Genomic DNA, 22,280 nt, shown 5'->3' on the forward strand with positions numbered 1-22,280 from the left:
TATATTTGAAAGACAAACCCTAAAAATCGCACAACAAAACAAACTATGAAACTCGTTCTTACTCTTACATTTTTACTGTCTATACTAATTATAGATGCACAAGCGTATATTAGAGAAGGCAAAGGCGATTATAACCGAGTAGTTTACACTTGGGACGGCAAATACTTAAGGCAAGGTAAAGGCAGTTACAATACGGTTCTATTCACTTTTGATGGTAAATACCTCAGACAAGGCAAAGGTGATTACAACACCGTTTTAGCCACTTGGGATAACAAATATCTACGCCAAGGAAAAGGCGACTATAATACAGTGCTTTACACATGGGATGGCGAATACATAAGGCAAGGCAAAGGCGACTATAATACCGTTTTATATACTTGGGACGGCAAATACATACGTCAAGGCAAAGGAAAATACAACACGGTCTTATATACGGCAACAGACGTAATCCCTATTGCAATATTGATATTTATTCAATAGTGTTGTTCTTAACTACTTTGTGTATATCACCTTTTAACCACTAGAAAGCTAGTTGTGTCTTTTTAAAACATAGCATAGATTGCTCTGGTTGTTTTTGTTGCTTTAATAAGTACCACACCCAATTGTGGTAGCACTCACTATAGATACAAGTATAGCTGATCACTTAGCAGCTATTAGTTTTACACCTGAAGAAATTGCCAAAAGTATTAAGGCCGAAATGCTATAGTTTAGTATGACCTATCACCCTGACTTTAGACAAGCCATTGCAAGAAGTTACCAACCTTTGTAACGATAGCATCGTACAAAACGATTTTAACTGGCCTCACGATTTTGATCTTAAAAAATGGCATCAGAAATGTTAACGTAGTTAATGGAAGAACCTATCATTCTAAATGATAAAATTTTTTAGCCTAATAGCTAGGCCAAGCACAATTATTCCCCCTAAAAAAAAGCAATCACTATTTTGGTGTTGTCACACCTAATAATGATTGCAAGATAAATACACCCTAATTAATCCCCTAAAAAGTATCTATCAATTTATCTTATTTAGAGTATTTCGTACAAATTACGATCACGAAATTTCTAATATGTATATCCATAATTCAGTCTCCTTTGACATCTCAGCAATTTACTACCACATAGATGTATCTATAAAATAGGTACGTAAATGACCTCAACCTGTAAACTTAATAGCCGTCTTATTATTTTTTTTGGCGAGATCAAAAGTCCATAACACTCGTAAAATTTCCTAAAATTAACGAGGTAGTAAAAGGGTAGTTTTGAAAAAAAACCAGCCCTCAATAACCACTACCCACTAGGTAGTAGAACATTAAAATACTGTATATCTGACACTTATTCATTAGCTGTTTCTTTTTAAAAAGTGAACGGTTTTAGCTTTAAAAATTATGGTGTCAAAATTTTAATATTAGAATTACTTATAAGAGCTAAATAAAAAACAACACATCCGTTATTAGCCCATCCATTTTGTAGGTATAAGATGACGTAATTTTATGAATAGGTTATATCTTTGCAGCTCATCCCCAAGATAATTAACCCATTTGATACGTTATATTTTATTAATATTTTCGTTCGTGTTATTTCCTATTCAAAGCGGAAATAGTCAAAATAAGTTTCAGGACGACCAATATCATTTAGCGGAAGAAGAACTTACAGCAGAGGATCAACGCATTCTTAAATGTGAGCATATTATCTATAATCCGGAGTCTTCAAATAAAGACATCTACAACGCATATTTAGAAAAGTATATTATATATAAAGGCTTATTTAACTACACGCAAGCCATAGAAAATCTAGAGCTAGCTCGAAATGTAGGATTATTAACCAACGACAAAGAAAAGGTTGAAACACGATACAAAGTTGAACGCTTGTTAGTACACTTTGATTTACTTGAATTTGACAAGGTTATTGAGATGATGCCAACAATTTCTGAAAGCAACATAAAATATCTCGATGTAGAAACCCAAGGCTTTTACTACTCCGCTTTAGCTTATATGGATATTCGCCAGGAAAACTATGTGGAAGGCGACCAATATTTAAACAAAGCTTTAAAAATTTTAGAAAAAGGTGCTCCAAAACACCTACCGTTAGTATACAGAAAAAAAATAAGCCTCTACAAAAAACAAGGATTACACGATAAGGTTATTGAAAGTTTTGACAAGGGTCTGTATTATGCCGAAAAGTATAAAGTAGATATCTATATCATTGCGATGTACGATGACATTTCTTTTTATTATTCTGAAATAGGTGATTTTGAAAAAGCCCTTGAAGCGACACGTGAAGTCGGAAAATTAGCAACTAAATTTAACGGCAACAATAAAAGCGGAAGGCTTCAACTATTAGAAAAAAAATTACTAGAACAACGTCGTAATCGCGAAAATGAAAATCAAAATAAAATTCGAAAGATTTATGGCGTGCTCATCACTACACTTGTCATTACTTTGTCCTTACTCTTTTATTTTTATAGCGTCGCAAAACGCAAGCGAAAAATTGCTGAATTAGAAATTAACAGCATTCGCAGCGATTTAGAACGGGTAACCCAAGAGTTAAATGAATCCGGACAGAATAAAATAAATCTCAACAACTACGACTTAACCGATCGGCAAAATCAGATCATTGCATTGGTAAAACAAGGCAAAACAAATAAGGAAATTGGAGCAGATTTATTTATTTCAGAAAACACTGTAAAGTATCACCTAAAAATTATTTACGATATTTTGAAAATTGGAAGTCGTACAGATCTGTAGGTTTTCCTACCTAAAGATGAACACATCCATTGTCAGTACTATAAATACTAAACCAGATACCGTAACAATTTATGATTTTAAAAATTTTAATAAACAGATGTAAAAGCATAAAAAAACTGCCTTTAAAAAGCAGCTAAAAAAAACGACTCTATAATGACCTAAAAAATTATATATCAAAACTTTAGATATTTATTAGAGTCCAATTATTTTAATACTTATATTAGTTGAAAAATACTGAGTTTAAATGATGCCATCGTTTGCAAAAAAAGAACTTGCATTTTCTTTTTTTTCTTTTATTATCCTCAACGTAATTATTCTAGCCATTTGGAGTATATCTATCAACGTTCAAAAGTTAGCTTTAAAAAATCAGGTTCAAATTACGGGAGAGATTTTAACTAAAAAATTCAATTCTATTGTAAATCGTGACATTCAGCGCTTAGAAAACCTAAAACATCGTTTAGAAAAAACCGATGGCCGATATTTTGAATACTGGGAGCATGATGCCGAAATGATTTTAGAACAAAATCAGTCCTTTAAATTTATTGAATGGATTGATAGTTCCATGATTATTAGAAAAATAAATCCACTTAAAGGTAATGAACCCGTTATCGGATTAGACATTTCTAAAATAGAGTATCGAAAAGATGAATGGCTAAAACACAGTAAAGATAGTTCTACCAACATAACCCCTTGGGCAAAACTTACGCAAGGAGGAGATGCTTTTTTAGTGGATGTTCCCGTCTTTTTTAAGGACAAATTTCAAGGAACTATCACAGCCGGAATGGATTTTGAGAAAAATCTAGACGACTTCGCTTATAATATGCAAGATTATGGTATTCAAATTACAGACGGTAAAGGCTCTGTATTTTACAATCACAATACAGTTTTAGAAGATAATTTAACTTTAGATTACCACTATTCTAGTACACTTACTATAGACCAGCTAGATATGCAGGTATGGGATATAACAGTAACACCAACATCATCGAGTTTTTTTTTAGATAAGAGCACTTCCTTATTAAACATGCTCTATTTTGGTATTGTTTTATCAACACTAATGAGCCTTATTATTTATTTCTACTTAATAGCAAAAAAAGAAGCCAAACGCACTATTGCTATTAATGAAGAATTAACAAAAACTAATAAAAAACTCTACAAGGAACGAAATAGAGCAGAAAAAGCATCACAAGCTAAAACTGCATTTTTATCCAATATGAGTCATGAAATACGCACGCCTTTAAACGCTATTCTAGGTTTTATACAATTATTAAAACACAACAATCTAAAGGACACCAATCAAGCCTATTTAGACTTAATGGATAAGTCGTCTAAAAACTTGCTCGCTTTAGTGGATGATGTCTTAGACATTGATAAAATTGAATCTCAAGAAACAAAACTCAATATTGTCTCCTTCAAACCTTCAGAGGAATTAAAAGCTATTGTCAGTCAGTATGCTTCTGATTATAAAGAAAAGAATTTGTACTTAAATTTAGAGTATAGCGCTAATCAAAATATGACCGTAATCGGAGATGAAGGAAAATATAACCAAATCATAATAAACCTCTTAAAAAACGCCTTAAAATTCACAGGCACAGGTGGCGTTCATATTCGTTATAAAGAACATCTCGATAACAAAATATTAAAGGTTTGTATTACCATTAAAGACACAGGAATTGGCATTCCGAAAGAAAACTTGTCACGCATTTTTGAGCGCTTTACACAAATAGATTTTGGATTAAAGAAAAAACATTCTGGAAGTGGCTTAGGACTTTATATAAGCAAAAGTCTTGCAAAACTTATGGGTGGAAACATCACTGTAGAAAGTGAATTAGAAGTTGGGAGTGAATTTATCTTTAAAATTCCTTTTCCTATTTCTGAAACAATCAAAGAAAACGAGGTATCACTTAACCTTAGTACTGAAGTACTAGAACGCATTAAAGTTTTAATTGTTGATGATAATAAGATTAATAGACTAGTTCTCACAAAAATTTTAGAGCAATTAGGAATTACACCCGATGAGGCTAATAATGGTGAGGAAGCCATAGACAAAGCCACACACAATGATTACCAATTAATTTTAATGGACATTCATATGCCAGTAATAAATGGTTATGAAGCAACAAAAAAGATTCGCAACACAAATAAAGATATATTAATCATAGGTTTATCTGCCAATGTCACTAAGGAAGCAATCAGTCAGTCTTTAAATGTTGGTATGAATGACTATTTAACAAAACCGTTATCTAAACAAAAGCTGATTACATTATTAAATCACTATTTTTCAAAACGCTGAAAACGGTAATTATATAAATTCAAAAAACATAACTTATAAAACACAAAAAAGCCACTATTTCTAGTGGCTTTGTTTGCTCCTCTTCTAAGACTCGAACTTAGGACCCTCTGATTAACAGTCAGATGCTCTAACCAACTGAGCTAAAGAGGAAGGTTATTTTTCGCGTTAGCGAGCGCAAATATATATACTATTTTCATTTCTACAAAACGAAATATTATTTTTTTTGTTAAAATCTAAAAAACAATCAATTTGTCATGGCTTTAAAAATATCATTACCATTGGCAAACAGCACTAAAGCGATTAAAATAAAGAATCCAATAACTTGTGCACGCTCTAAAAATTTTTCGCTTGGCTTACGTCCCGAAATCATTTCATACAATAAAAACACAACGTGTCCGCCATCTAATGCCGGAATAGGCAATAAGTTTAATATCGCTAACATTATAGATAAAAAGGCTGTTAAACTCCAGAAGTCTTGCCATATCCATTGGTCAGGGAACACATCGAAAATAGCTTTAAAGCCACCAACGCCTTTGTAAGCTCCTGTACTCGGTGTAAAGATTTTTCCTAATTGATCGAAGTAACCAGAAACTTGCTCACTAAACTTATCTACTCCACCTCCAAAACTTTCTAAAAACGTATAATCCTTATGAATAATATTAAAATAACCTAACTCTGCAAATCTTGAGTTATGTGATGCAGGGAAAATTCCAACTTTACCATTCGCATCAATCTTTAGGTCTCTATTTATTTTTTCGTCATCTCTCAAAAATGTAGCGTTTACAGATTGATTTTTATAGTCATCTAATCGCGATTCTACCTGATCAAAATAACGTAATTCACGTCCATTAACAGACAACAGAATATCTCCTTCTTTTAAGTCTGCACCAGCATTTACTGATGAATCTGGTACACTACCAACCATAAACGGAATTCTTAACTTAAAGGTTCCATTTTTTCGTTCTGCTGAGGATAGCTGACCTAAGAAATCTTTTGGTAGTACAATTTCTTTCTGTTTACCATCTCTTTCAATAGAATACTTTTCTCCATTTACTAAGTTTTTTCTAACGTCATAATAGGTATCAACTTTTTCGTCGTTAATTGCTAATATTTTATCTCCATTTTTAAAACCGACATCTAAAAGTAGTTTGTTCTCTATCCAAAAACCATCTTTCATACTATCTGAAGTAACATCGGTATCTCCATAAGTAAATGAAATAGCGACGTAAATAAAGTAGGCCAAGATAAAGTTCACTGTAACACCACCAAGCATAATTATTAAACGTTGCCATGCTGGTTTAGAGCGAAACTCCCATGGTTGTGGTGGTTGTGCCATGGCTTCCTTATCCATGCTCTCGTCAATCATTCCCGCAATCTTTACGTAACCTCCAAGCGGTAACCAACCAATACCATATACAGTATCACCTATTTTCTTTTTGAAAAGTGAAAACTTCACATCAAAAAAGAGGTAAAATTTTTCGACTTTGGTCTTAAAAAGTTTTGCAGGTATAAAGTGTCCAAGCTCGTGCAGTACAATAAGCAAAGATAAACTGAGTAAAAATTGAGATATTTTTATAACAAATTCCATGTAATTATTTTCAAATTTCGATTTGCAAAAGTAAGATATTTATATCAAACACATATTTAAATAAACCTTAGCATTCAGTTAAAAGGCTAACGTTTCTAATTTTTTATAATTCTTCTATTAATGATATTGTCTTTTGTTTGAATTTGCACGAACAATACACCTGATGCTAAGGATTTTAAATCCACTTCAGTTGCCCAACCTTGTTGCAGCAATAATTGGCCTAAACTATTGTAAATTTTAATCGTTTCAATCGCTATATGTTCGGGTTTTTCAATGTGTATAGAAGACGATGTAGGATTGGGATATATAGTAATACCTGTATTAAAATCTAAATCTGAGGTTCCTAAGGTTACGGCATTATTTTTTGAAATTAAATGATAATCCGGATCAAATAACACCTCTTGAACCGTGAAATTTACAGTTTCAAAAAATTCCTCATTATTAACAGTGTGGTCTAAAACTACATCTAAAGTTTCATCTAAAGTTCCTAAAATCCGAATAGGTACGCCAGCTTCAAAAAACGAAACAGATGAATGGCTCTGCGTTTGCGAAAGTGTTAATTGCAATTGATTAGCATCCTGATTCCAATTTACCGAATAACTTGGATAGCCTTGATTATAAATCCAATCGTTAAAGAATTCATCCAAATTTTGACCTGTAGACAATTCCATAACATCAATAAAATCTTGGGTTTTAGCATAATCGAAAGCTAATTCTGGTGCGCTTAGATAGTCTTGTAATCCTTGATAAAAATCAGTATCACCAAGTTTTCGACGCAATTGATGTAGCACCATCGCTCCTTTATTATAACTTAGTCGACTACTAAAAATCCTGCTAACACTTGTAGTATCTTGATCTGTAAGATATACAGCGCCATCTGGCTGCGACGTAATATTACTTACCGTCTGCTGTCTCCATGTTTTAAAACTTGCCTCACCATCCATATCTTCTATAACCAAACCCGCTAAATAGGTTGCAAAACCTTCATTTAACCAAATATCTTTCCAACTGCCACAGGTAATTTTATTCCCAAACCATTGATGTGCTAACTCGTGTGCAATAAGTCCTCTAGTAAAAGAACCCATAAACGAAACAGTAGTGTGCTCCATACCTCCTCCCCAACTAAATTGCGCATGGCCATATTTTTCGTCTGCAAACGGATAGTCTTCAAATAAATCTATAAAAAGGTTCATAATATCAACGGTAACGCCTGTATTTGACTGTGCGTAAGCTAAATTTTCTGGGTACACATAATTTACAATATCAAAAGGGTTTCCATTATTAGTCACTTCATGCGAATACACATCATAATTTGTTACTGCGATAGCAATTAAATACGCCGGAATTGGATGTCTATGTTTAAAATGAGTTGTTTTCTGTCCGCCTACAACGTTTTGGCTCTGTTCTAAACCATTAGATACTGCTACATATGTTTTATTCGATGGATTTAATTCTGGTGTGGTAATGTAAACATCAATAGAATCTATTTTATCAATTAAATCTTGTTTACATGGCCACCAACCCTTGGCACCATAAGGCTCAGAAAGTGTCCATATAATAGGATCATTATCTCCACCATGAGTCGTTTGTTCAAAAGACCCAAAACCAGAACTTATAGGATTCCCAGTATAACTGACGGTTAAGGAATCTAATACTCCTTGCGACTGTGTTATTGGTAAGGTAATTACCAATTCGTCATTAGTATTTTGAAGATAACTTAAACTTGTACCACGTTGTAAAACTTGTGAAACCGTCATATTATCAGCCAAATCAAACGTAATTTCTGTCATGTCTTCTTTGGCTTCAAAATAAGTAGTAATATCACCCGAAATTTCAACAATAGAAGGATCTACATTCAATTCTAGTCGGTGATATTTTACATCGTAATTACCTGTATTAGCATTCTGATTATTCATCATTTGACGTAGCGCTGTTTCAGCTTCAGAATTACGAATTGCGTTTAAAGTTTCACTATAATCTTGAGCATGTAATTGCACAGCACAGATTACGGTTATACATGCCAATAATTGTTTCATAACGATTCCTTTTAATGTTAAAAATAAAGCTTTTATTGAGATTCAATCGTATTTTTGTATTTCAACTTAATTATAAATATTTATAATGTCATTTCTTTCTTTTTTTAAAGGGTATAAAAAATTCGGAATATTCTTCGCTATTCTTTGTGTAGTCATCCTGACTATAATTTATAATGTTTTAAACGTTAAGCAACCATTAGCAGTGTATCAACCTGGAATGGTAAGTGAAGAATTAGTAGATAGCGCTATTCAATATCAATTAAAATACCATAAAATAGCTGATTTCAGTTTAACCAATCAAAACGGTGAAATAGTAACGCAAAATAATTATAAGGATAAAATTTATGTTGCAGATTTCTTTTTCACTACGTGCCAAACTATTTGTCCAATAATGACAGATCACATGGTGAAAATACAAAATGAAATTATTAATGATGACGAGGTAATGCTATTATCACATTCTGTAACCCCAAAAATCGATAGTGTTGCTCAATTAAAAAAATACGCTAAAGAAAAAGGTGTTATTGATAGAAAATGGAATTTAGTAACAGGCGATAAAAAGCAAATTTATGAACTCGCTAGGAAAAGTTATTTAGCAGTTAAGACCGATGGTAATGGCGATGCCTATGATATGATTCATACAGAAAACTTTATGTTAATTGATAAAAAACGTCAAATTAGAGGCTTTTACGATGGTACAAATCCAGAAGATATTGACCAATTATTAGAGGATATTGAAACCCTAAAATATTTTGGCGGTTCTTAGAAAATCATCCTACTTTCAAATATTCATCGACTAGCTTTATACACTAAAAAAAATCACTTACTTTTGCTTCTTTAAAATTAATCTAAATAAGAATAAGGTTGACTTTAGCTGATTTAAAACGCGGACAACAAGGTATAATTACAGATGTATCATCTATACACATTCCATTAAAGCTTCTCGAAATGGGTTGTTTACCTGGTAATTTGGTAGAACTTGTTCAGGTTGCACCTTTTGCAGACCCCATGTATCTTAATATTAATGGTAGTCATTTAGCTATTAGAAAAGAAACCGCTATTCATATTTTAATTGAAACTACAAATGAGTAAGCAAATCAATGTAGCCTTAATTGGGAATCCAAACACTGGAAAAACATCTGTTTTTAATGCGCTTACTGGATTAAACCAAAAAGTTGGAAACTATCCTGGAATTACAGTCGAAAAGAAAGAAGGCATTTGCAAATTGCCACGAGGTGTTAAAGCACATATCATAGATTTACCAGGAACGTATAGCTTAAACGCCTCTTCTTTAGATGAAAATGTAGTTATAGAATTGCTTCTCAATAAAAATGATAAAGATTATCCTGATGTTGCTGTTGTTGTAAGTGATGTTGAAAACTTAAAGCGAAATCTGTTACTATTCACTCAGATTAAAGACTTACAAATTCCTACAATTTTAGTTATTAATATGTCTGATAGAATGGCATACAAGGGCATTTCGTTAGATATCGAATATTTAGAAAAAGAATTAAACACTAAAATTGCCTTAATAAGTACTCGGAAAAACAAAGGTATTCAAGAGCTTAAAGAGTTAATTACACACTATAAAGAGCTTTCTTCAGAACCTTGTTTAAACGCGTCTACTATTGATAAATCGTATTTTGACAACTTACGTAAAGCATTTCCTAATCAATTGTTGTACAAGCTTTGGTTAGTGATTACCCAAGATGTCAACTTCGGAAAAACAGACCGAAAAACCATTGAAGCTGTTGAAGACTTTAAAACCAAATCTAATGCAGACTTAAAACGACTGCAACAAAAAGAAACCATAAAACGGTATCAATTTATAAATGAAACCTTAAAAAAAGGGCAAACTATTGACCTAAATTCGGCTAAAGATTTACGAATAAAACTAGACCGTATTTTAACGCATAAAGTTTGGGGTTATTTAATTTTTGGAGTCATTTTATTATTAATTTTTCAAGCCATTTACGATTGGTCTAGCGTACCCATGGATTTTATTGATAGTTCTTTTGCTTCCTTAAGCGAGTGGACTAAAAACACTTTGCCAGAAGGTGCTTTTACCAACCTATTAGCAGAAGGTATAATTTCTGGGCTTGGTGGTATCGTTATTTTTATTCCACAGATTGCGTTTTTATTTCTGTTTATTTCTATTCTAGAAGAAAGCGGCTATATGAGTCGTGTGGTATTTTTAATGGACCGCATTATGCGACGGTTTGGTTTGAGTGGAAAAAGTGTAGTGCCTTTAATTTCGGGTACTGCTTGTGCCATTCCTGCGATTATGGCAACACGTAATATTGAAAGTTGGAAAGAACGCTTAATCACCATTCTAGTTACTCCATTCACTACGTGTTCGGCTAGATTACCTGTTTACCTTATCATCATTGCGTTGGTTATTCCTGAGGGTCGTTTTTTAGGGTTTATAAGCTACCAAGCACTAACTTTAATGTTGTTATATCTTATTGGTTTTGGTGCTGCCGTTGGCTCTGCGTGGATCTTAAACAAGATCATGAATTTTAAAAGTAAGAGTTTCTTCGTTGTAGAAATGCCGAACTATAAATTGCCTTTATTTAAAAACGTAGCATTAACGGTTATAGAAAAAACAAAAGCATTTGTCTTTGGTGCTGGTAAAATTATATTAGCAATTTCAATTATACTTTGGTTTTTAGCATCTTATGGCCCAGGTGACAACTTCAATAAAGCCGAAAGCATTGTCACTGAAAAATTTGCTTCCGAAAACTTATCTGAAGACGAATTACATCAAAAAATAGAATCTCACAAACTAGAACATTCCTTTATTGGTATCGCAGGTCATGCGATTGAACCAGCCATTAGACCTTTAGGTTACGATTGGAAAATTGGTATAGCCATAGTGAGTTCTTTTGCTGCACGTGAAGTGTTTGTTGGTACACTAGCCACCATTTACAGTGTGGGTAGTGACGAAGAAGAAACCATTAAAAATAGAATGGCTGGCGAAGTCAACCCAATTCTTGGTGGTCCTTTGTTTAACTTTGCTTCTGGTATTTCGTTGCTGTTATTTTATGCCTTTGCGATGCAATGTATGAGTACACTTGCGATTGTAAAAAAAGAAACTAACTCATGGAAATGGCCAATGTATCAATTAGTAATTATGAGTGCTTTTGCTTATATTGTAGCATTGGTGGCTTATCAAATTTTGATATAGACCTAGCAGGTTTTAAATTATGTATATATGAATACCATTATTCAAAACATATTAGTCTTTACAGCATTGGCATTGGCCGTACTATTCTTAATTCGAAAGTTTTTTTGGTCGCCTAAGAAAAAGTCGTCAAAAGCTTGTGGTGGAGATGATGGCTGTGGGTGTCACTAAAAAGGACGCAGTGCTATACTCTATTTAAGCGACTGTATTATCTAGATCTTCTTCAAATACAGATTTTTAGCGACACTTTGAGACACTACAATTTCAGAATCGCCTAAAGCTAACTTTAGAGAATTATCAAATGGCTCTTTGTGTATCACTTTAATTATAGTACCAAGCCCAATATTATTACTATCTAAATATTTTAAAAATTTTGAAGATGTATCATCCACTCCAATACATTTATAGGTCGCACCAACTTCACTTTTAGCTAAAACAATTTTTTCAATATAGGTAAATTTACCTTCCTTATCTGGTATAGGATCACCATGAGGATCGTAAGTAGGATACCCTAAAAACGCATCTAATTCGTCAACCAACTTATCGGAATTAATGTGCTCTAAATGCTCAGCAACTTCATGAACCTCATCCCAAGAAAAATTTAATTTTTCAACTAAAAACACCTCCCATAATCGATGACGTCTAATCACTTTTACCGCACAAATTCGACCAGCTTCAGAAAGGGTAGCTCCCTGATAAGGAATATGTGTTAACATGTTTTTATCAGCTAATTTCTTTACCATGTCAGTAGCCGACGATGCCTTGGTATTCATTTCCTCAGCTAAGGCATTTGTAGATACACCATTTTTAAATTGCTGTTCTAAATGATAAATCGCTTTTAGGTAATTTTCTTCTGCTAAAGTCACAAGTTTTTAATTTACACAAAGATATATTTTTTTTATTAAAAACATATTTTTAGCTTTGCCTAAAATTTTAATTATATAACGCTAAATAAAAAATTACAACTACATGAAATACTTTACCCTCATAAGCTTATTTATGGTCACTTTAGTTTCTGCACAAGATGATAAAACAACAATTTCTGGTCAGATAACAACTGAAGGAGTACCAGTTCCCTACGCTAGTATTTATGTTAAAAATGGCACTCAAGGAACCGATGCCGACGAAAACGGTAACTACAAAATGACCATTAAGTCTGGAGACTTAACATTAGTAGTTAAATCTCAAGGTTACCGTACACAAGAAAAACAAATTACCTTAGTTGCAGGTACTGACCAAAACATCAATTTTGAATTAACTGAAGATGTTCTCGGTTTAGACCAAGTTGTCGTTAGTGCCACAAGAAATCGCATCAGTAAGAAAGAAGCTCCTGTGATAGTTAAGGTGTTAGGTCCTAAACTTTTTAATGCCACACAATCAGCAAATTTAGCAGACGGTTTAGGTTACCAACCTGGTGTGCGTTTAGAAACCAATTGCCAAAACTGTGGTTTTACACAAGTGCGTATGAACGGTCTAGAAGGACAGTACACACAAATCCTAGTGAACAGTCGCCCTGTATTTAGCGCCCTCAATGGCGTGTATGGTTTAGAGCAAATTCCTGTTAGTATGATAGATCGCGTAGAGGTTGTCCGTAGTGGTGGCTCAGCATTATTTGGCTCAAATGCTATTGCAGGTACGGTTAATGTTATTACGAAAGAACCTGTAAATGACAGCTGGGAAATCAACTCTTCTTTAGCATTAATAGATGGCGAAACTGCAGACAGAAGCGTTAATATCAACGGTTCTGTGGTGAGTGAAGATTTAACGAGTGGTGTAACTGTATATGGTATTTTACGTAGTCGTGATGCTTATGATGCCAACGGAGATGGTTTTAGTGAAATCACCGAATTAACCAACAACTCGTTAGGAATGAAAACCTTTTTAAAACCTAATGACAACAGTAAAATTGGTTTAGATTTTTCGGCTATACACGAATATAGACGTGGTGGCGACAAATTAGAATTATCACCGCAATTTACAGATGTTACAGAGGAGCTTGAGCACAACACTGTTTTTTCGGGTATAGATTACGAACTTTTTAATGATGAGCGTACACAAAATTTAAGCGTTTACTCATCTATACAATATACGGATAGAGGTAGTTATTACGGCGGACTTGGTGGCGGAAGAACCGCAGAAGATTCTATCGCAGCAAATAACGCCTTTGGAAACACTAAAGATATAGCCTTTGTTGCTGGCGCTAAATACAACCATACGTTTGGTAACAATGATGTGATCACCACTGGAGTAGAATATCAATTAAACGACACTGATGATGCTATTATTGGCTATAATCGTCTTGTGGACCAAAAAGTAAATAGCCTTGGAGTTTACGGCCAATACGAATGGAAACCTACAGATAAATTTTCTGCACTTCTTGGAGCACGTTTAGACCATGTCAACGTAGATGGGTATTACACCATTGAAGCTATTGAAAGTACTTCAGATGTTTCAGAAACGGTTATCAGTCCAAGACTTACTATCCTTTACAACTTTACAGATGCGCTTCAATTTAGAGGTGGTTACGCTCGTGGATTTAGAGCACCTCAAGCATTTAATGAAGATCTTCATATTTCTTCAGTTGGTGGTGAACAACGTTTCGTCATATTATCAAACGAACTAGAAAGTGAGTATTCAAATGCCTATACAGCTTCATTTGATTATTCAAAAGATTTCAATAAAACACAAACCAACGTATTAGTTGAAGGCTTCTATACCACATTAGAAAACCCATTTACTATTGTAAGTACAGGTGCTTCTTTATCTAACGGTTCTATTTTAGAAGAAACTAGAAATGGAGCTGGAGCTTATGTTGCAGGAGCTAATATTGAATTGAGTGTGTCACCAAGTTCAGAATTGTTTTTCCAAGCAGGTGTTACATTACAAAAATCAATTTATAAAGAAGATCAAGTACTGTTTGAAGCCGATGGCAGCATTCCTGGAGAACAAGATGTGATTCTTGATGAATTTGTAAGATCACCTAATACCTATGGATTTCTAACTACTAATTGGCAAATGAGCGAATCGCTTAAATTAGATGTCACAGGAAATTATACAGGGTCAATGATTGTACCGCTTGTAGTAAGTGATTCTGGATTTGTAACCTTAAATGATACCGAATCGTTTTTTGATATGACCACGAAACTAACCTATCATTTTGATCCCATCGATAATTTTCATGTAGAATTAAGTGGAGGTGTTCAAAATATGTTTGACAGCTACCAAAGTGATTTTGATAGTGGTGCAGGAAGAGATTCAACTTATATCTACGGACCTAACCGACCAAGAACATTTTTTATCGGACTTAGATTTGGCGACTTTTAAAACCCGTGAGTATGAAACATGCGTTTTTAACATTAGTATTCTTCCTTATTTCTCAGATGGTATTATCTCAGGATAAAACAGAAATTCAGTGGAAAACATGGACAGAACTAGAAAAAGCAATTGAGCAAGAACCAAAACCAGTATTCATTTATTTTAATGCTGAATGGTGTGTCTATTGTAAAAAATTAGATCGCGAAGTCTTTACAAAGACCGCGGTTATAAAACAGATAAACCGTGATTACTACGCCTTAAAAATGGATGTTGAATCCTTAGAAACTATTGTTTTTGATGGCGTCACCTTCACCAACAAACAAGCGAAAACAAAACGCAATGGCATACACGAGTTGCCATTGCTTTTAGCATCTCAAGATGGTGAACAAGTAACACTGCCTGCAACTTTAATCTATAATAAAGATTTCGGTATAGAACAACAGGTTTACAATTATTATACCTCTAAGCAATTATTAAATATGCTTAATTAAACCTATCAATGTTACGTTAAACAGTGGCATTAACAGCATAGTAACCAAGTAACTGTTACTATTTTTTTTTCATATTCTAAGAGTTAGACAGTACCGCTTTTTTTAATCAAAAAGCGGTTTAGCTGTCTATCAATTAAAACATATTACTCATGAGCGACATTTCCCTCAACGATATTGAAAATTACTGGAAGACTAAAACAAAAACTTCTAATAAACTCTTTGAAGAAAAACAATTCAAAAAAGCATTAATAGGCTATAAAAATGCGCTATACAGGTCTGAAATTTTAAATAACCACCCATCAAACTGTAAAAAACTAAAAATTCCCTTTACTCAAATATATCTCATATCCTGTAATAACCTTGTAAACACTTACAAAGCATTAGGGAATCTATTAGAAGCCGAAAACATCTTAAAACGAAAAGTCATTTTTCTATTACATTTTAAAAACTCAAAATATACAGATAATGACATACTAGAATCAGAGTTGAGACGAGCTTCTATAGCCTACTTTAATTTTGTAGAACAACTAGACCCATCTAAAAATAAGCAAACGCAATTCTATAAAACACTACGCTCTAAAATTATGCCCTAAAAATAATATGAGAGTATAAGGCCATAAATATCCAAACGCTATTAATTCCGATTTATCTGCATTTTAATTTTTTGAAATTGCTTCTAAAGTTAATCTCAAGTATTTCTATTTTTAGTACTTTCGCAATAAATATTTAGATGTATGAAAAAAATAATTTTCCTATTAGCTATCACATTCACTTTCACAGCTTGTAAAGACACACCTAAAGCAAATGGAAAACTAAATATAGTAACTACAACAACCATGATTACAGATTTGGTACAGAATATTGGAGGAGATGTAGTTAATATTCAAGGCTTAATGGGAAGTGGTGTAGATCCACACTTATATAAAGCAAGTGCTGGCGATGTTACTAAATTGGTGGATGCAGATGTTATTTTTTACAATGGTTTACACTTAGAAGGTAAATTAGTTGAGGTTTTTGAAAAAATGGGAGATCAGGCTAAAACACCTATTGCATTAGCAGACGAGCTCGATAAAAGCACACTTATAGGTTCAGATTATTTTGCTTCAAATTACGATCCACATGTCTGGTTTAATATTGAATACTACAAACAATTTGCAGAAAAGGTCAGTTCTATTTTAACTCAAAAAGAACCCGATTATGCGACAACTTTTGAAGACAACAAAAAAGCTTACATTGTTAAACTTGAAGAACTTCAAAATAGGATAATACGGATAATTGAATCACTTCCTAAGGAAAAAAGAGTTCTAGTTACCGCACATGATGCGTTTAATTATTTCGGAAAATCTTATGGATTCGAAGTGGTCGGTTTACAAGGGTTATCTACAGCTACTGAAGCAGGAGTGCAAGACGTTCAAAAATTAGCCGCATTTATTATTGAGAAAAATATCAAAGCGATATTTATAGAAAGCTCAGTACCCAAACGAACCATCGAAGCGTTACAAGCTGCGGTAAATTCGAAAGGTCACGATGTAAAAATTGGTGGTACCTTATACTCCGATGCACTTGGAAACGCTGGCACAGTAGAAGGTACCTATATTGGAATGTTTGAATATAATGTGAATACTATAGTGAATGCCTTGAAATAAAATTCCTGCGAACGCAGGAATCTCAAGAAATTTAGTTCGATTTTAAAATGGGAAACAAGTCAAAGGAAAATATAAAACATAGTAGCCCTAATGATAAGACACCTACTTCCGCAGGAGTTATTGCCGTAAAAGTAGATGACCTTACCGTTGCCTACAACTACAAACCTGTACTTTGGGATATTGATTTAGAAATTCCAGAAGGTGTTTTAATGGCCATCGTTGGTCCCAATGGAGCTGGTAAATCGACACTCATAAAAGCCATTCTTGGCATCTTAAAACCTATTGCAGGAAGCGTAACTATTTACGATAAACCTTACGACAAACAACGGCAACTCGTTGCTTATGTACCACAAAAAGGCAGTGTGGATTGGGATTTTCCAACCATTGCATTAGATGTGGTGATGATGGGAACCTATGGCAGTTTAGGTTGGATAAAACGTCCTGGTCAAAAAGAGAAGAAAGCAGCACTAGAAGCCTTAGAAAAAGTAGGCATGTTAGCTTTTAAAAATAGACAAATAAGTCAGCTATCTGGAGGCCAACAACAACGTATATTTTTAGCAAGAGCTTTAGTACAGAATGCAGCTATCTATTTTATGGACGAACCGTTTCAAGGTGTAGATGCGACCACAGAAATAGCGATTATAAACATATTAAAGGAATTACGAAAAGCAGGAAAAACCGTGATTGTTGTGCATCACGATTTACAAACCGTACCCGAATATTTTGATTGGGTGACCTTTTTAAACGTGAAGAAAATTGCCACAGGACCTGTAAAAGACATCTTTAATGATGATAATTTAACGAAGACTTATGGGATTAATTACCAAGTGAGTATTCAGGAGTAACTGTCATTCCTGAGAAGGCAGGAATCTAAACAAGAAAACAAAAGTATAAAAGTGGATTCCTGCCTTCGCAGGAATGACAAAACAAAATAAACTAATGCGAAACGGGAGATTCCTGCGTTCGCAGGAATTATGGACATCACAGAATACATAAAACTCGTCTTCACAGACTACACCCTTAGAACCATTACACTTGGAACCACCATCCTCGGTGCGGTTACAGGAATGTTAGGAAGTTTTGCTGTACTCAGAAAACAAAGTTTATTAGGCGATGCTATTTCGCATGCGGCTTTACCAGGCATTGCTATTGCGTTTTTAATTACTGGTGCAAAAGACAGTAACACTTTACTTATTGGAGCCTTAATTAGTGGCTTAATCGGGACGTTTTGGATTAGAGGTATCGTCACCAAAACCCATTTAAAATCAGATACCGCTTTGGGTTTAATTTTATCCTTGTTTTTTGGATTTGGGATGTTGTTATTAACCTTTATACAAAAACAACCCAATGCCAATCAAGCCGGTTTAGACAAGTATCTTTTTGGGCAAGCCGCAACCTTAGTAGAAAGTGACGTTTGGACGATGGCCATTGTAACAGGACTTTGTTTAGCTGTAATGCTCACCTTCTGGAAAGAGTTTAAAATTCTATTGTTTGATGCCGATTATACCAAAACACTCGGTTTCAATACTAAATTCATAGATATTCTTATTACGAGCTTTATTGTTTTAGCCATTGTTTTAGGCTTACAAACTGTTGGAGTGGTTTTAATGAGCGCTATGCTTTTAGCCCCTGCTGCTGCTGCTAGGCAATGGACAAACAGCTTATCAATGATGGTGTTTTTAGCGGCTATTTTTGGAGCCTTTTCGGGAGTCTTTGGTACTGCCATTAGTGCGAGTCAAGATAATTTATCTACAGGGCCTGTAATTGTTTTAGTGGCTGGTGTTTTTGTAGTGTTTTCATTTATATTTTCTCCTAGTCGTGGCTTATTATTTAAACAAATTCGTTTTATTAAAAATCGTCGCGATTTACAGCTGCACAAAACGCTTGCGTTTATGCATCATATTGCGGCAACACACGACGATATTTCGCATCCGCATACCATAAAACTATTAAATAATTTTCAAGGCTATACTAAAGGTACACTTCAAAAATTGGTAGATAAAGATTATGTACATCTCAATGGAAATATGTGGAGTTTAACCAAAACTGGCTTTGAGGCTGCCTCCAATTTATACACTAAACAATCCACCGAAGATGAGTAATGCACAACTCGAAATACAATTGATTGCTGGTTTAGTTGCTGTGGCTTGTGCCATTCCAGGAACATTTTTAGTGCTGCGAAAAATGGCCATGATTAGCGATGCGATTAGTCATTCTATTCTACCAGGAATCGTGGTCGGGTTTTTTATTACACAAGATTTAAATAGCCCACTATTAATTCTTTTAGCAGCATTAACCGGAATTATAACCGTGGTTTTAGTCGAGTACATTCAAAAAACAGGCTTGGTTAAAGAAGACACTGCCATTGGATTGGTATTTCCTGCTCTGTTTAGTATTGGTGTGATTCTTATTGCTAAAAACGCCAATGATGTGCACTTAGATATTGATGCCGTTTTATTAGGTGAATTGGCTTTTGCTCCTTTTGATCGCTTAATAATTGGTGGCACTGACGTTGGACCGAAATCGCTTTGGGTGGTCGGTACTATTTTATTAATTACAATTACACTCTTATTCCTGTTTTTTAAAGAGTTAAAAGTGAGCACGTTTGATAAAGGCTTGGCGGCTTCTCTTGGCTTTTCACCAGCCGTTATTCATTACGGATTAATGTCGGTGTCTTCTGTAACAACTGTTGGAGCTTTTGATGCCGTTGGTGCCATTTTAGTCGTAGCCTTAATGATTGCTCCCGCTGCTGCGGCTTATTTACTCACTACCAATTTAAAGAAAATGCTCGCTTTAGCTATAAGTTTTGGAATATTTAGTGCCATTTTTGGGTATTGGGTAGCCCATTGGTTAGATGCTTCTATTGCAGGATCCATAACAACGGTTCTTGGATTGGTATTTTTATTGGTGTATCTGTTTGCGCCTTCTAAAGGTATTATAGCAGTGATGTACAGAGAAAAACAGCAACGTACCGAAGTCTCTTTACTCACGTTTTTATTACACTTAAAAAACCATGATGAAGTTGAAGAACGCCACGTCAATCACCTTTATGAACATATAAATTGGCAAAAAGTACGTGCTAAAACCGTGCTCGATTTAGCCCAAAAAAATAATATGATTCATATTGATAATCAAGTGGTTTCATTAACCGAAAAAGGTGATGAATTTACCTCAAAAGCAATTGATTATATTATTACAAATGAAGATGCACAGATTGAAGATATGAAAGATGATTTCTTTTTGTTTAGAGGGTAAATTTTATGTATCTAAATCTAATTAGCATAATATTGAAAGATTCAACGCTTAATACCGACTTAGCTCAATATTTCAAATCATCATGAAACTTTTAAATTATTTTACCGGTAAAAATGGATTAATTATCTTAGGATTTATTGTCCTGTGTATTTTCATCTACAACAAGTATAAAACACAGCGCTACTTTAAATACATTGAAAAACGAGAGAAAGAAAAAAAGAGTAAAGAATAACTGCTGTTTTACCTTTTAACTAAATCCCAACAACCACTGACAACAGGTAGATTGAAGCTATAAAGGTTAATTTCTTAGTGTTTATAGGGTAATTTAACATTCGATTTCAAATTCAAGTTCGATTTCGATTTACAACTCCCTTACTTAAACCCACGCTCCTTCTGTATATGCTCATAAGATTCTTGCACCTGTCTAAACTTAGCTTCGGCACCTTCGCGATGTTCTTCACCTAAATGACCAACACGATCTGGATGGTATTTTTTCGCCATTGAACGGTATGCTTTTTTAACCTCAGCATCCGATACAGATTTATCAATCTCAAGGATTTTGTACGCATTATCGCTACTGTTATAAAACATAGCTTTAATACTTTCAAAGTCCCTATTACTGATTCCTAAATATCCCGTTATGGTGTAAATCTGACGTAATTCGTCTTCTGTAACAATCCCATCAGCTTTGGCTATTCCGAATAAAAAATGAAGCAATTGTAAACGCGATGCATGATCCATCATTTGCTTAATCTGCAAACATACTTGACGCGTAGATATATTTTGTTTATTAATACGCTTAAACAATTCAAAGGCCTTATTCGCGCGCTCTTTCCCATACATATTAGAAAACTGCTGACGCACAAAATCGAGTTCGCGTTGGTCTTGCTTACCATCCGCTTTTATAACTATAGAGGCTAAAATTAATAGGCTTACTTCAAAATCACCAGACTGTGTTCTTGGTCTAGATGTGCGTTGACCGTAGTCTCGTTGCTTTCCTGCTTGGCGATCACCTAGTAAAGGTGTTCCACTATCCGTTAAATTATCAACAAAACTACCTAAAGCCAATCCTATAATAGCACCAATTGGACCACCAAACGACCAACCTAAAGCACCACCAACCCATTTTGCAAAACTCATATTATATTTTAATTTTATAAAGCTGTAAATATACTATATGTAAGTGGGATGAAAATGTAAATTGTTACGTTTTGTACGCAACCTTTTCTATAAAGAGACATCTTACAAGCAGAACCAATACAGTATGTCTATGAAATCTTATATGTCTATTTTATTCTTATTACTAATCACATACAATTGTGATCTTAGTGACGATTCGCAGCAAAATACAAATCCGACACTTCATGGTACTTGGTCTTTAGTAAATGTTTCTGGTGGTTTAGCAGGTGTTGACGATGATTTTGAATCTGGAATAATAACTTGGGATTTTAAAACTGAAACCTCTGAAATTATAGTTACCAATTCTAACACTTCCGAAGTCATACATAGTGGCTACCCATCAGGAACTTACAGTTACGAAGTGATATCTACAGAGAACGATATCACAATAGCTATTGAAAATACCTCTTTAAAACTTGAAATCTTAACCAATTTTCAACTCATTTTAGACGAAGGCTTGGCCTCCGACGGTTTTCAATATACCTTTAATAGATAGTTTTATTTTACATCCCATTGAAAAGGACAATAGCGCCATTAAAACTGCCAACC

19 protein-coding genes and 1 tRNA gene are annotated in these 22,280 nt (G+C 34.1%); 15 read left to right on the forward strand and 5 right to left on the reverse strand.

Translation table 11 applies throughout. The features are described 5' to 3' along the window. Positions 1 to 45 precede the first annotated feature (45 nt). The 3 genes from ITJ86_RS03255 to ITJ86_RS03265 all read left to right on the forward strand — a co-directional run bounded on the left by ITJ86_RS03255 (position 46) and on the right by ITJ86_RS03265 (position 5,037). Positions 46 to 480, forward strand: a complete 435-nt coding sequence (locus tag ITJ86_RS03255; RefSeq protein ID WP_195870186.1) for a hypothetical protein — start codon at positions 46 to 48, stop codon at positions 478 to 480. 1,091 nt (positions 481 to 1,571) lie between these two features. Then, positions 1,572 to 2,744: a LuxR C-terminal-related transcriptional regulator gene (locus tag ITJ86_RS17510; protein WP_195870187.1), complete on the forward strand. Its 1,173-nt coding sequence runs from the start codon at positions 1,572 to 1,574 to the stop codon at positions 2,742 to 2,744. 244 nt (positions 2,745 to 2,988) lie between these two features. Beyond that, positions 2,989 to 5,037, forward strand: coding sequence for a response regulator (locus ITJ86_RS03265; protein ID WP_195870188.1), 2,049 nt, complete (start codon positions 2,989 to 2,991; stop codon positions 5,035 to 5,037). A gap of 76 nt (positions 5,038 to 5,113) precedes the next feature. Here ITJ86_RS03265 and ITJ86_RS03270 read toward each other — a convergent pair. From ITJ86_RS03270 to ITJ86_RS03280, 3 genes are all read right to left on the reverse strand, one after another. Beyond that, positions 5,114 to 5,187: transfer RNA gene (locus tag ITJ86_RS03270), tRNA-Asn, on the reverse strand. A 94-nt stretch (positions 5,188 to 5,281) separates the two neighbouring features. Further along, positions 5,282 to 6,625 carry an RIP metalloprotease RseP gene (gene rseP, locus ITJ86_RS03275; protein ID WP_195870189.1) on the reverse strand — a complete coding sequence of 448 codons (1,344 nt, stop codon included), beginning with the start codon at positions 6,623 to 6,625 and terminating at the stop codon, positions 5,282 to 5,284. A 95-nt stretch (positions 6,626 to 6,720) separates the two neighbouring features. Then, positions 6,721 to 8,661, reverse strand: coding sequence for a M1 family aminopeptidase (locus ITJ86_RS03280; RefSeq protein ID WP_195870190.1), 1,941 nt, complete (start codon positions 8,659 to 8,661; stop codon positions 6,721 to 6,723). Positions 8,662 to 8,746: 85 nt separating this feature from the next. Between ITJ86_RS03280 and ITJ86_RS03285 the strand changes: the two genes are divergently transcribed. The 4 genes from ITJ86_RS03285 to ITJ86_RS03300 all read left to right on the forward strand — a co-directional run bounded on the left by ITJ86_RS03285 (position 8,747) and on the right by ITJ86_RS03300 (position 12,016). Then, positions 8,747 to 9,427: an SCO family protein gene (locus ITJ86_RS03285; protein WP_195870191.1), complete on the forward strand. Its 681-nt coding sequence runs from the start codon at positions 8,747 to 8,749 to the stop codon at positions 9,425 to 9,427. 92 nt (positions 9,428 to 9,519) lie between these two features. Then, on the forward strand, positions 9,520 to 9,753 hold the full coding sequence (locus ITJ86_RS03290) for a FeoA family protein (protein ID WP_195870515.1): 234 nt from the start codon (positions 9,520 to 9,522) through the stop codon (positions 9,751 to 9,753). Further along, positions 9,746 to 11,848, forward strand: a complete 2,103-nt coding sequence (gene feoB, locus ITJ86_RS03295; RefSeq protein ID WP_195870192.1) for a ferrous iron transport protein B — start codon at positions 9,746 to 9,748, stop codon at positions 11,846 to 11,848. The genes ITJ86_RS03290 and feoB overlap by 8 nt, the downstream gene beginning before the upstream one ends. Positions 11,849 to 11,875: 27 nt before the next feature. Then, positions 11,876 to 12,016 (forward strand): FeoB-associated Cys-rich membrane protein, encoded by a 141-nt coding sequence (locus ITJ86_RS03300; protein ID WP_195870193.1) that lies wholly within the window; start codon positions 11,876 to 11,878, stop codon positions 12,014 to 12,016. 41 nt (positions 12,017 to 12,057) lie between these two features. Here ITJ86_RS03300 and ITJ86_RS03305 read toward each other — a convergent pair whose 3' ends face one another. Then, positions 12,058 to 12,711 (reverse strand): metal-dependent transcriptional regulator, encoded by a 654-nt coding sequence (locus ITJ86_RS03305; RefSeq protein WP_195870194.1) that lies wholly within the window; start codon positions 12,709 to 12,711, stop codon positions 12,058 to 12,060. Positions 12,712 to 12,814: 103 nt separating this feature from the next. Between ITJ86_RS03305 and ITJ86_RS03310 the strand changes: the two genes are divergently transcribed. From ITJ86_RS03310 to ITJ86_RS03340, 7 genes are all read left to right on the forward strand, one after another. Next, on the forward strand, positions 12,815 to 15,169 hold the full coding sequence (locus ITJ86_RS03310) for a TonB-dependent receptor (protein WP_195870195.1): 2,355 nt from the start codon (positions 12,815 to 12,817) through the stop codon (positions 15,167 to 15,169). Positions 15,170 to 15,180: 11 nt separating this feature from the next. Next, positions 15,181 to 15,651, forward strand: coding sequence for a thioredoxin family protein (locus ITJ86_RS03315; RefSeq protein ID WP_195870196.1), 471 nt, complete (start codon positions 15,181 to 15,183; stop codon positions 15,649 to 15,651). Positions 15,652 to 15,800: 149 nt separating this feature from the next. Continuing rightward, positions 15,801 to 16,244, forward strand: a complete 444-nt coding sequence (locus tag ITJ86_RS03320; protein ID WP_195870197.1) for a tetratricopeptide repeat protein — start codon at positions 15,801 to 15,803, stop codon at positions 16,242 to 16,244. 141 nt (positions 16,245 to 16,385) lie between these two features. Further along, on the forward strand, positions 16,386 to 17,297 hold the full coding sequence (locus ITJ86_RS03325; protein ID WP_195870198.1) for a metal ABC transporter solute-binding protein, Zn/Mn family: 912 nt from the start codon (positions 16,386 to 16,388) through the stop codon (positions 17,295 to 17,297). A gap of 47 nt (positions 17,298 to 17,344) precedes the next feature. Further along, positions 17,345 to 18,142, forward strand: coding sequence for a metal ABC transporter ATP-binding protein (locus ITJ86_RS03330; RefSeq protein WP_230080208.1), 798 nt, complete (start codon positions 17,345 to 17,347; stop codon positions 18,140 to 18,142). A gap of 129 nt (positions 18,143 to 18,271) precedes the next feature. Further along, positions 18,272 to 19,399 carry a metal ABC transporter permease gene (locus ITJ86_RS03335; RefSeq protein ID WP_195870199.1) on the forward strand — a complete coding sequence of 376 codons (1,128 nt, stop codon included), beginning with the start codon at positions 18,272 to 18,274 and terminating at the stop codon, positions 19,397 to 19,399. Beyond that, on the forward strand, positions 19,392 to 20,552 hold the full coding sequence (locus ITJ86_RS03340) for a metal ABC transporter permease (RefSeq protein WP_195870200.1): 1,161 nt from the start codon (positions 19,392 to 19,394) through the stop codon (positions 20,550 to 20,552). Before ITJ86_RS03335 ends, ITJ86_RS03340 begins: the two co-directional genes overlap by 8 nt. Positions 20,553 to 20,924: 372 nt before the next feature. Here the strand turns inward: ITJ86_RS03340 and ITJ86_RS03345 are convergent, their stop codons facing one another. Beyond that, a complete protein-coding gene (locus ITJ86_RS03345) occupies positions 20,925 to 21,692 on the reverse strand; it encodes a TerB family tellurite resistance protein (RefSeq protein WP_195870201.1) in 768 nt (255 codons plus the stop codon). Between the two features lie 130 nt (positions 21,693 to 21,822). Here ITJ86_RS03345 and ITJ86_RS03350 point away from each other — a divergent pair, with 130 nt between their 5' ends. Further along, positions 21,823 to 22,227, forward strand: a complete 405-nt coding sequence (locus ITJ86_RS03350) for a hypothetical protein (protein WP_195870202.1) — start codon at positions 21,823 to 21,825, stop codon at positions 22,225 to 22,227. Positions 22,228 to 22,280: the final 53 nt, after the last annotated feature.

The organism is Winogradskyella marina (genome assembly GCF_015645385.1).
Taxonomy (GTDB): Bacteria; Bacteroidota; Bacteroidia; order Flavobacteriales; family Flavobacteriaceae; genus Winogradskyella; species Winogradskyella marina.

What these genes read in the sequence shown, in the direction of transcription:
- ITJ86_RS03340 (WP_195870200.1), top strand. Translation starts at nt 19,392, where the DNA reads ATGAGTAATGCACAACTCGAAATACAATTGATTGCTGGTTTAGTTGCT.
- ITJ86_RS03320 (WP_195870197.1), top strand. Translation starts at nt 15,801, where the DNA reads ATGAGCGACATTTCCCTCAACGATATTGAAAATTACTGGAAGACTAAA.
- ITJ86_RS03280 (WP_195870190.1), bottom strand. Translation starts at nt 8,661, where the DNA reads ATGAAACAATTATTGGCATGTATAACCGTAATCTGTGCTGTGCAATTA.
- rseP (WP_195870189.1), bottom strand. Translation starts at nt 6,625, where the DNA reads ATGGAATTTGTTATAAAAATATCTCAATTTTTACTCAGTTTATCTTTG.
- ITJ86_RS03350 (WP_195870202.1), top strand. Translation starts at nt 21,823, where the DNA reads ATGAAATCTTATATGTCTATTTTATTCTTATTACTAATCACATACAAT.
- ITJ86_RS03335 (WP_195870199.1), top strand. Translation starts at nt 18,272, where the DNA reads ATGGACATCACAGAATACATAAAACTCGTCTTCACAGACTACACCCTT.
- ITJ86_RS03330 (WP_230080208.1), top strand. Translation starts at nt 17,345, where the DNA reads ATGGGAAACAAGTCAAAGGAAAATATAAAACATAGTAGCCCTAATGAT.
- ITJ86_RS03310 (WP_195870195.1), top strand. Translation starts at nt 12,815, where the DNA reads ATGAAATACTTTACCCTCATAAGCTTATTTATGGTCACTTTAGTTTCT.
- ITJ86_RS03265 (WP_195870188.1), top strand. Translation starts at nt 2,989, where the DNA reads ATGATGCCATCGTTTGCAAAAAAAGAACTTGCATTTTCTTTTTTTTCT.
- ITJ86_RS03325 (WP_195870198.1), top strand. Translation starts at nt 16,386, where the DNA reads ATGAAAAAAATAATTTTCCTATTAGCTATCACATTCACTTTCACAGCT.
- ITJ86_RS03285 (WP_195870191.1), top strand. Translation starts at nt 8,747, where the DNA reads ATGTCATTTCTTTCTTTTTTTAAAGGGTATAAAAAATTCGGAATATTC.
- feoB (WP_195870192.1), top strand. Translation starts at nt 9,746, where the DNA reads ATGAGTAAGCAAATCAATGTAGCCTTAATTGGGAATCCAAACACTGGA.
- ITJ86_RS03345 (WP_195870201.1), bottom strand. Translation starts at nt 21,692, where the DNA reads ATGAGTTTTGCAAAATGGGTTGGTGGTGCTTTAGGTTGGTCGTTTGGT.
- ITJ86_RS03315 (WP_195870196.1), top strand. Translation starts at nt 15,181, where the DNA reads ATGAAACATGCGTTTTTAACATTAGTATTCTTCCTTATTTCTCAGATG.
- ITJ86_RS03300 (WP_195870193.1), top strand. Translation starts at nt 11,876, where the DNA reads ATGAATACCATTATTCAAAACATATTAGTCTTTACAGCATTGGCATTG.
- ITJ86_RS03255 (WP_195870186.1), top strand. Translation starts at nt 46, where the DNA reads ATGAAACTCGTTCTTACTCTTACATTTTTACTGTCTATACTAATTATA.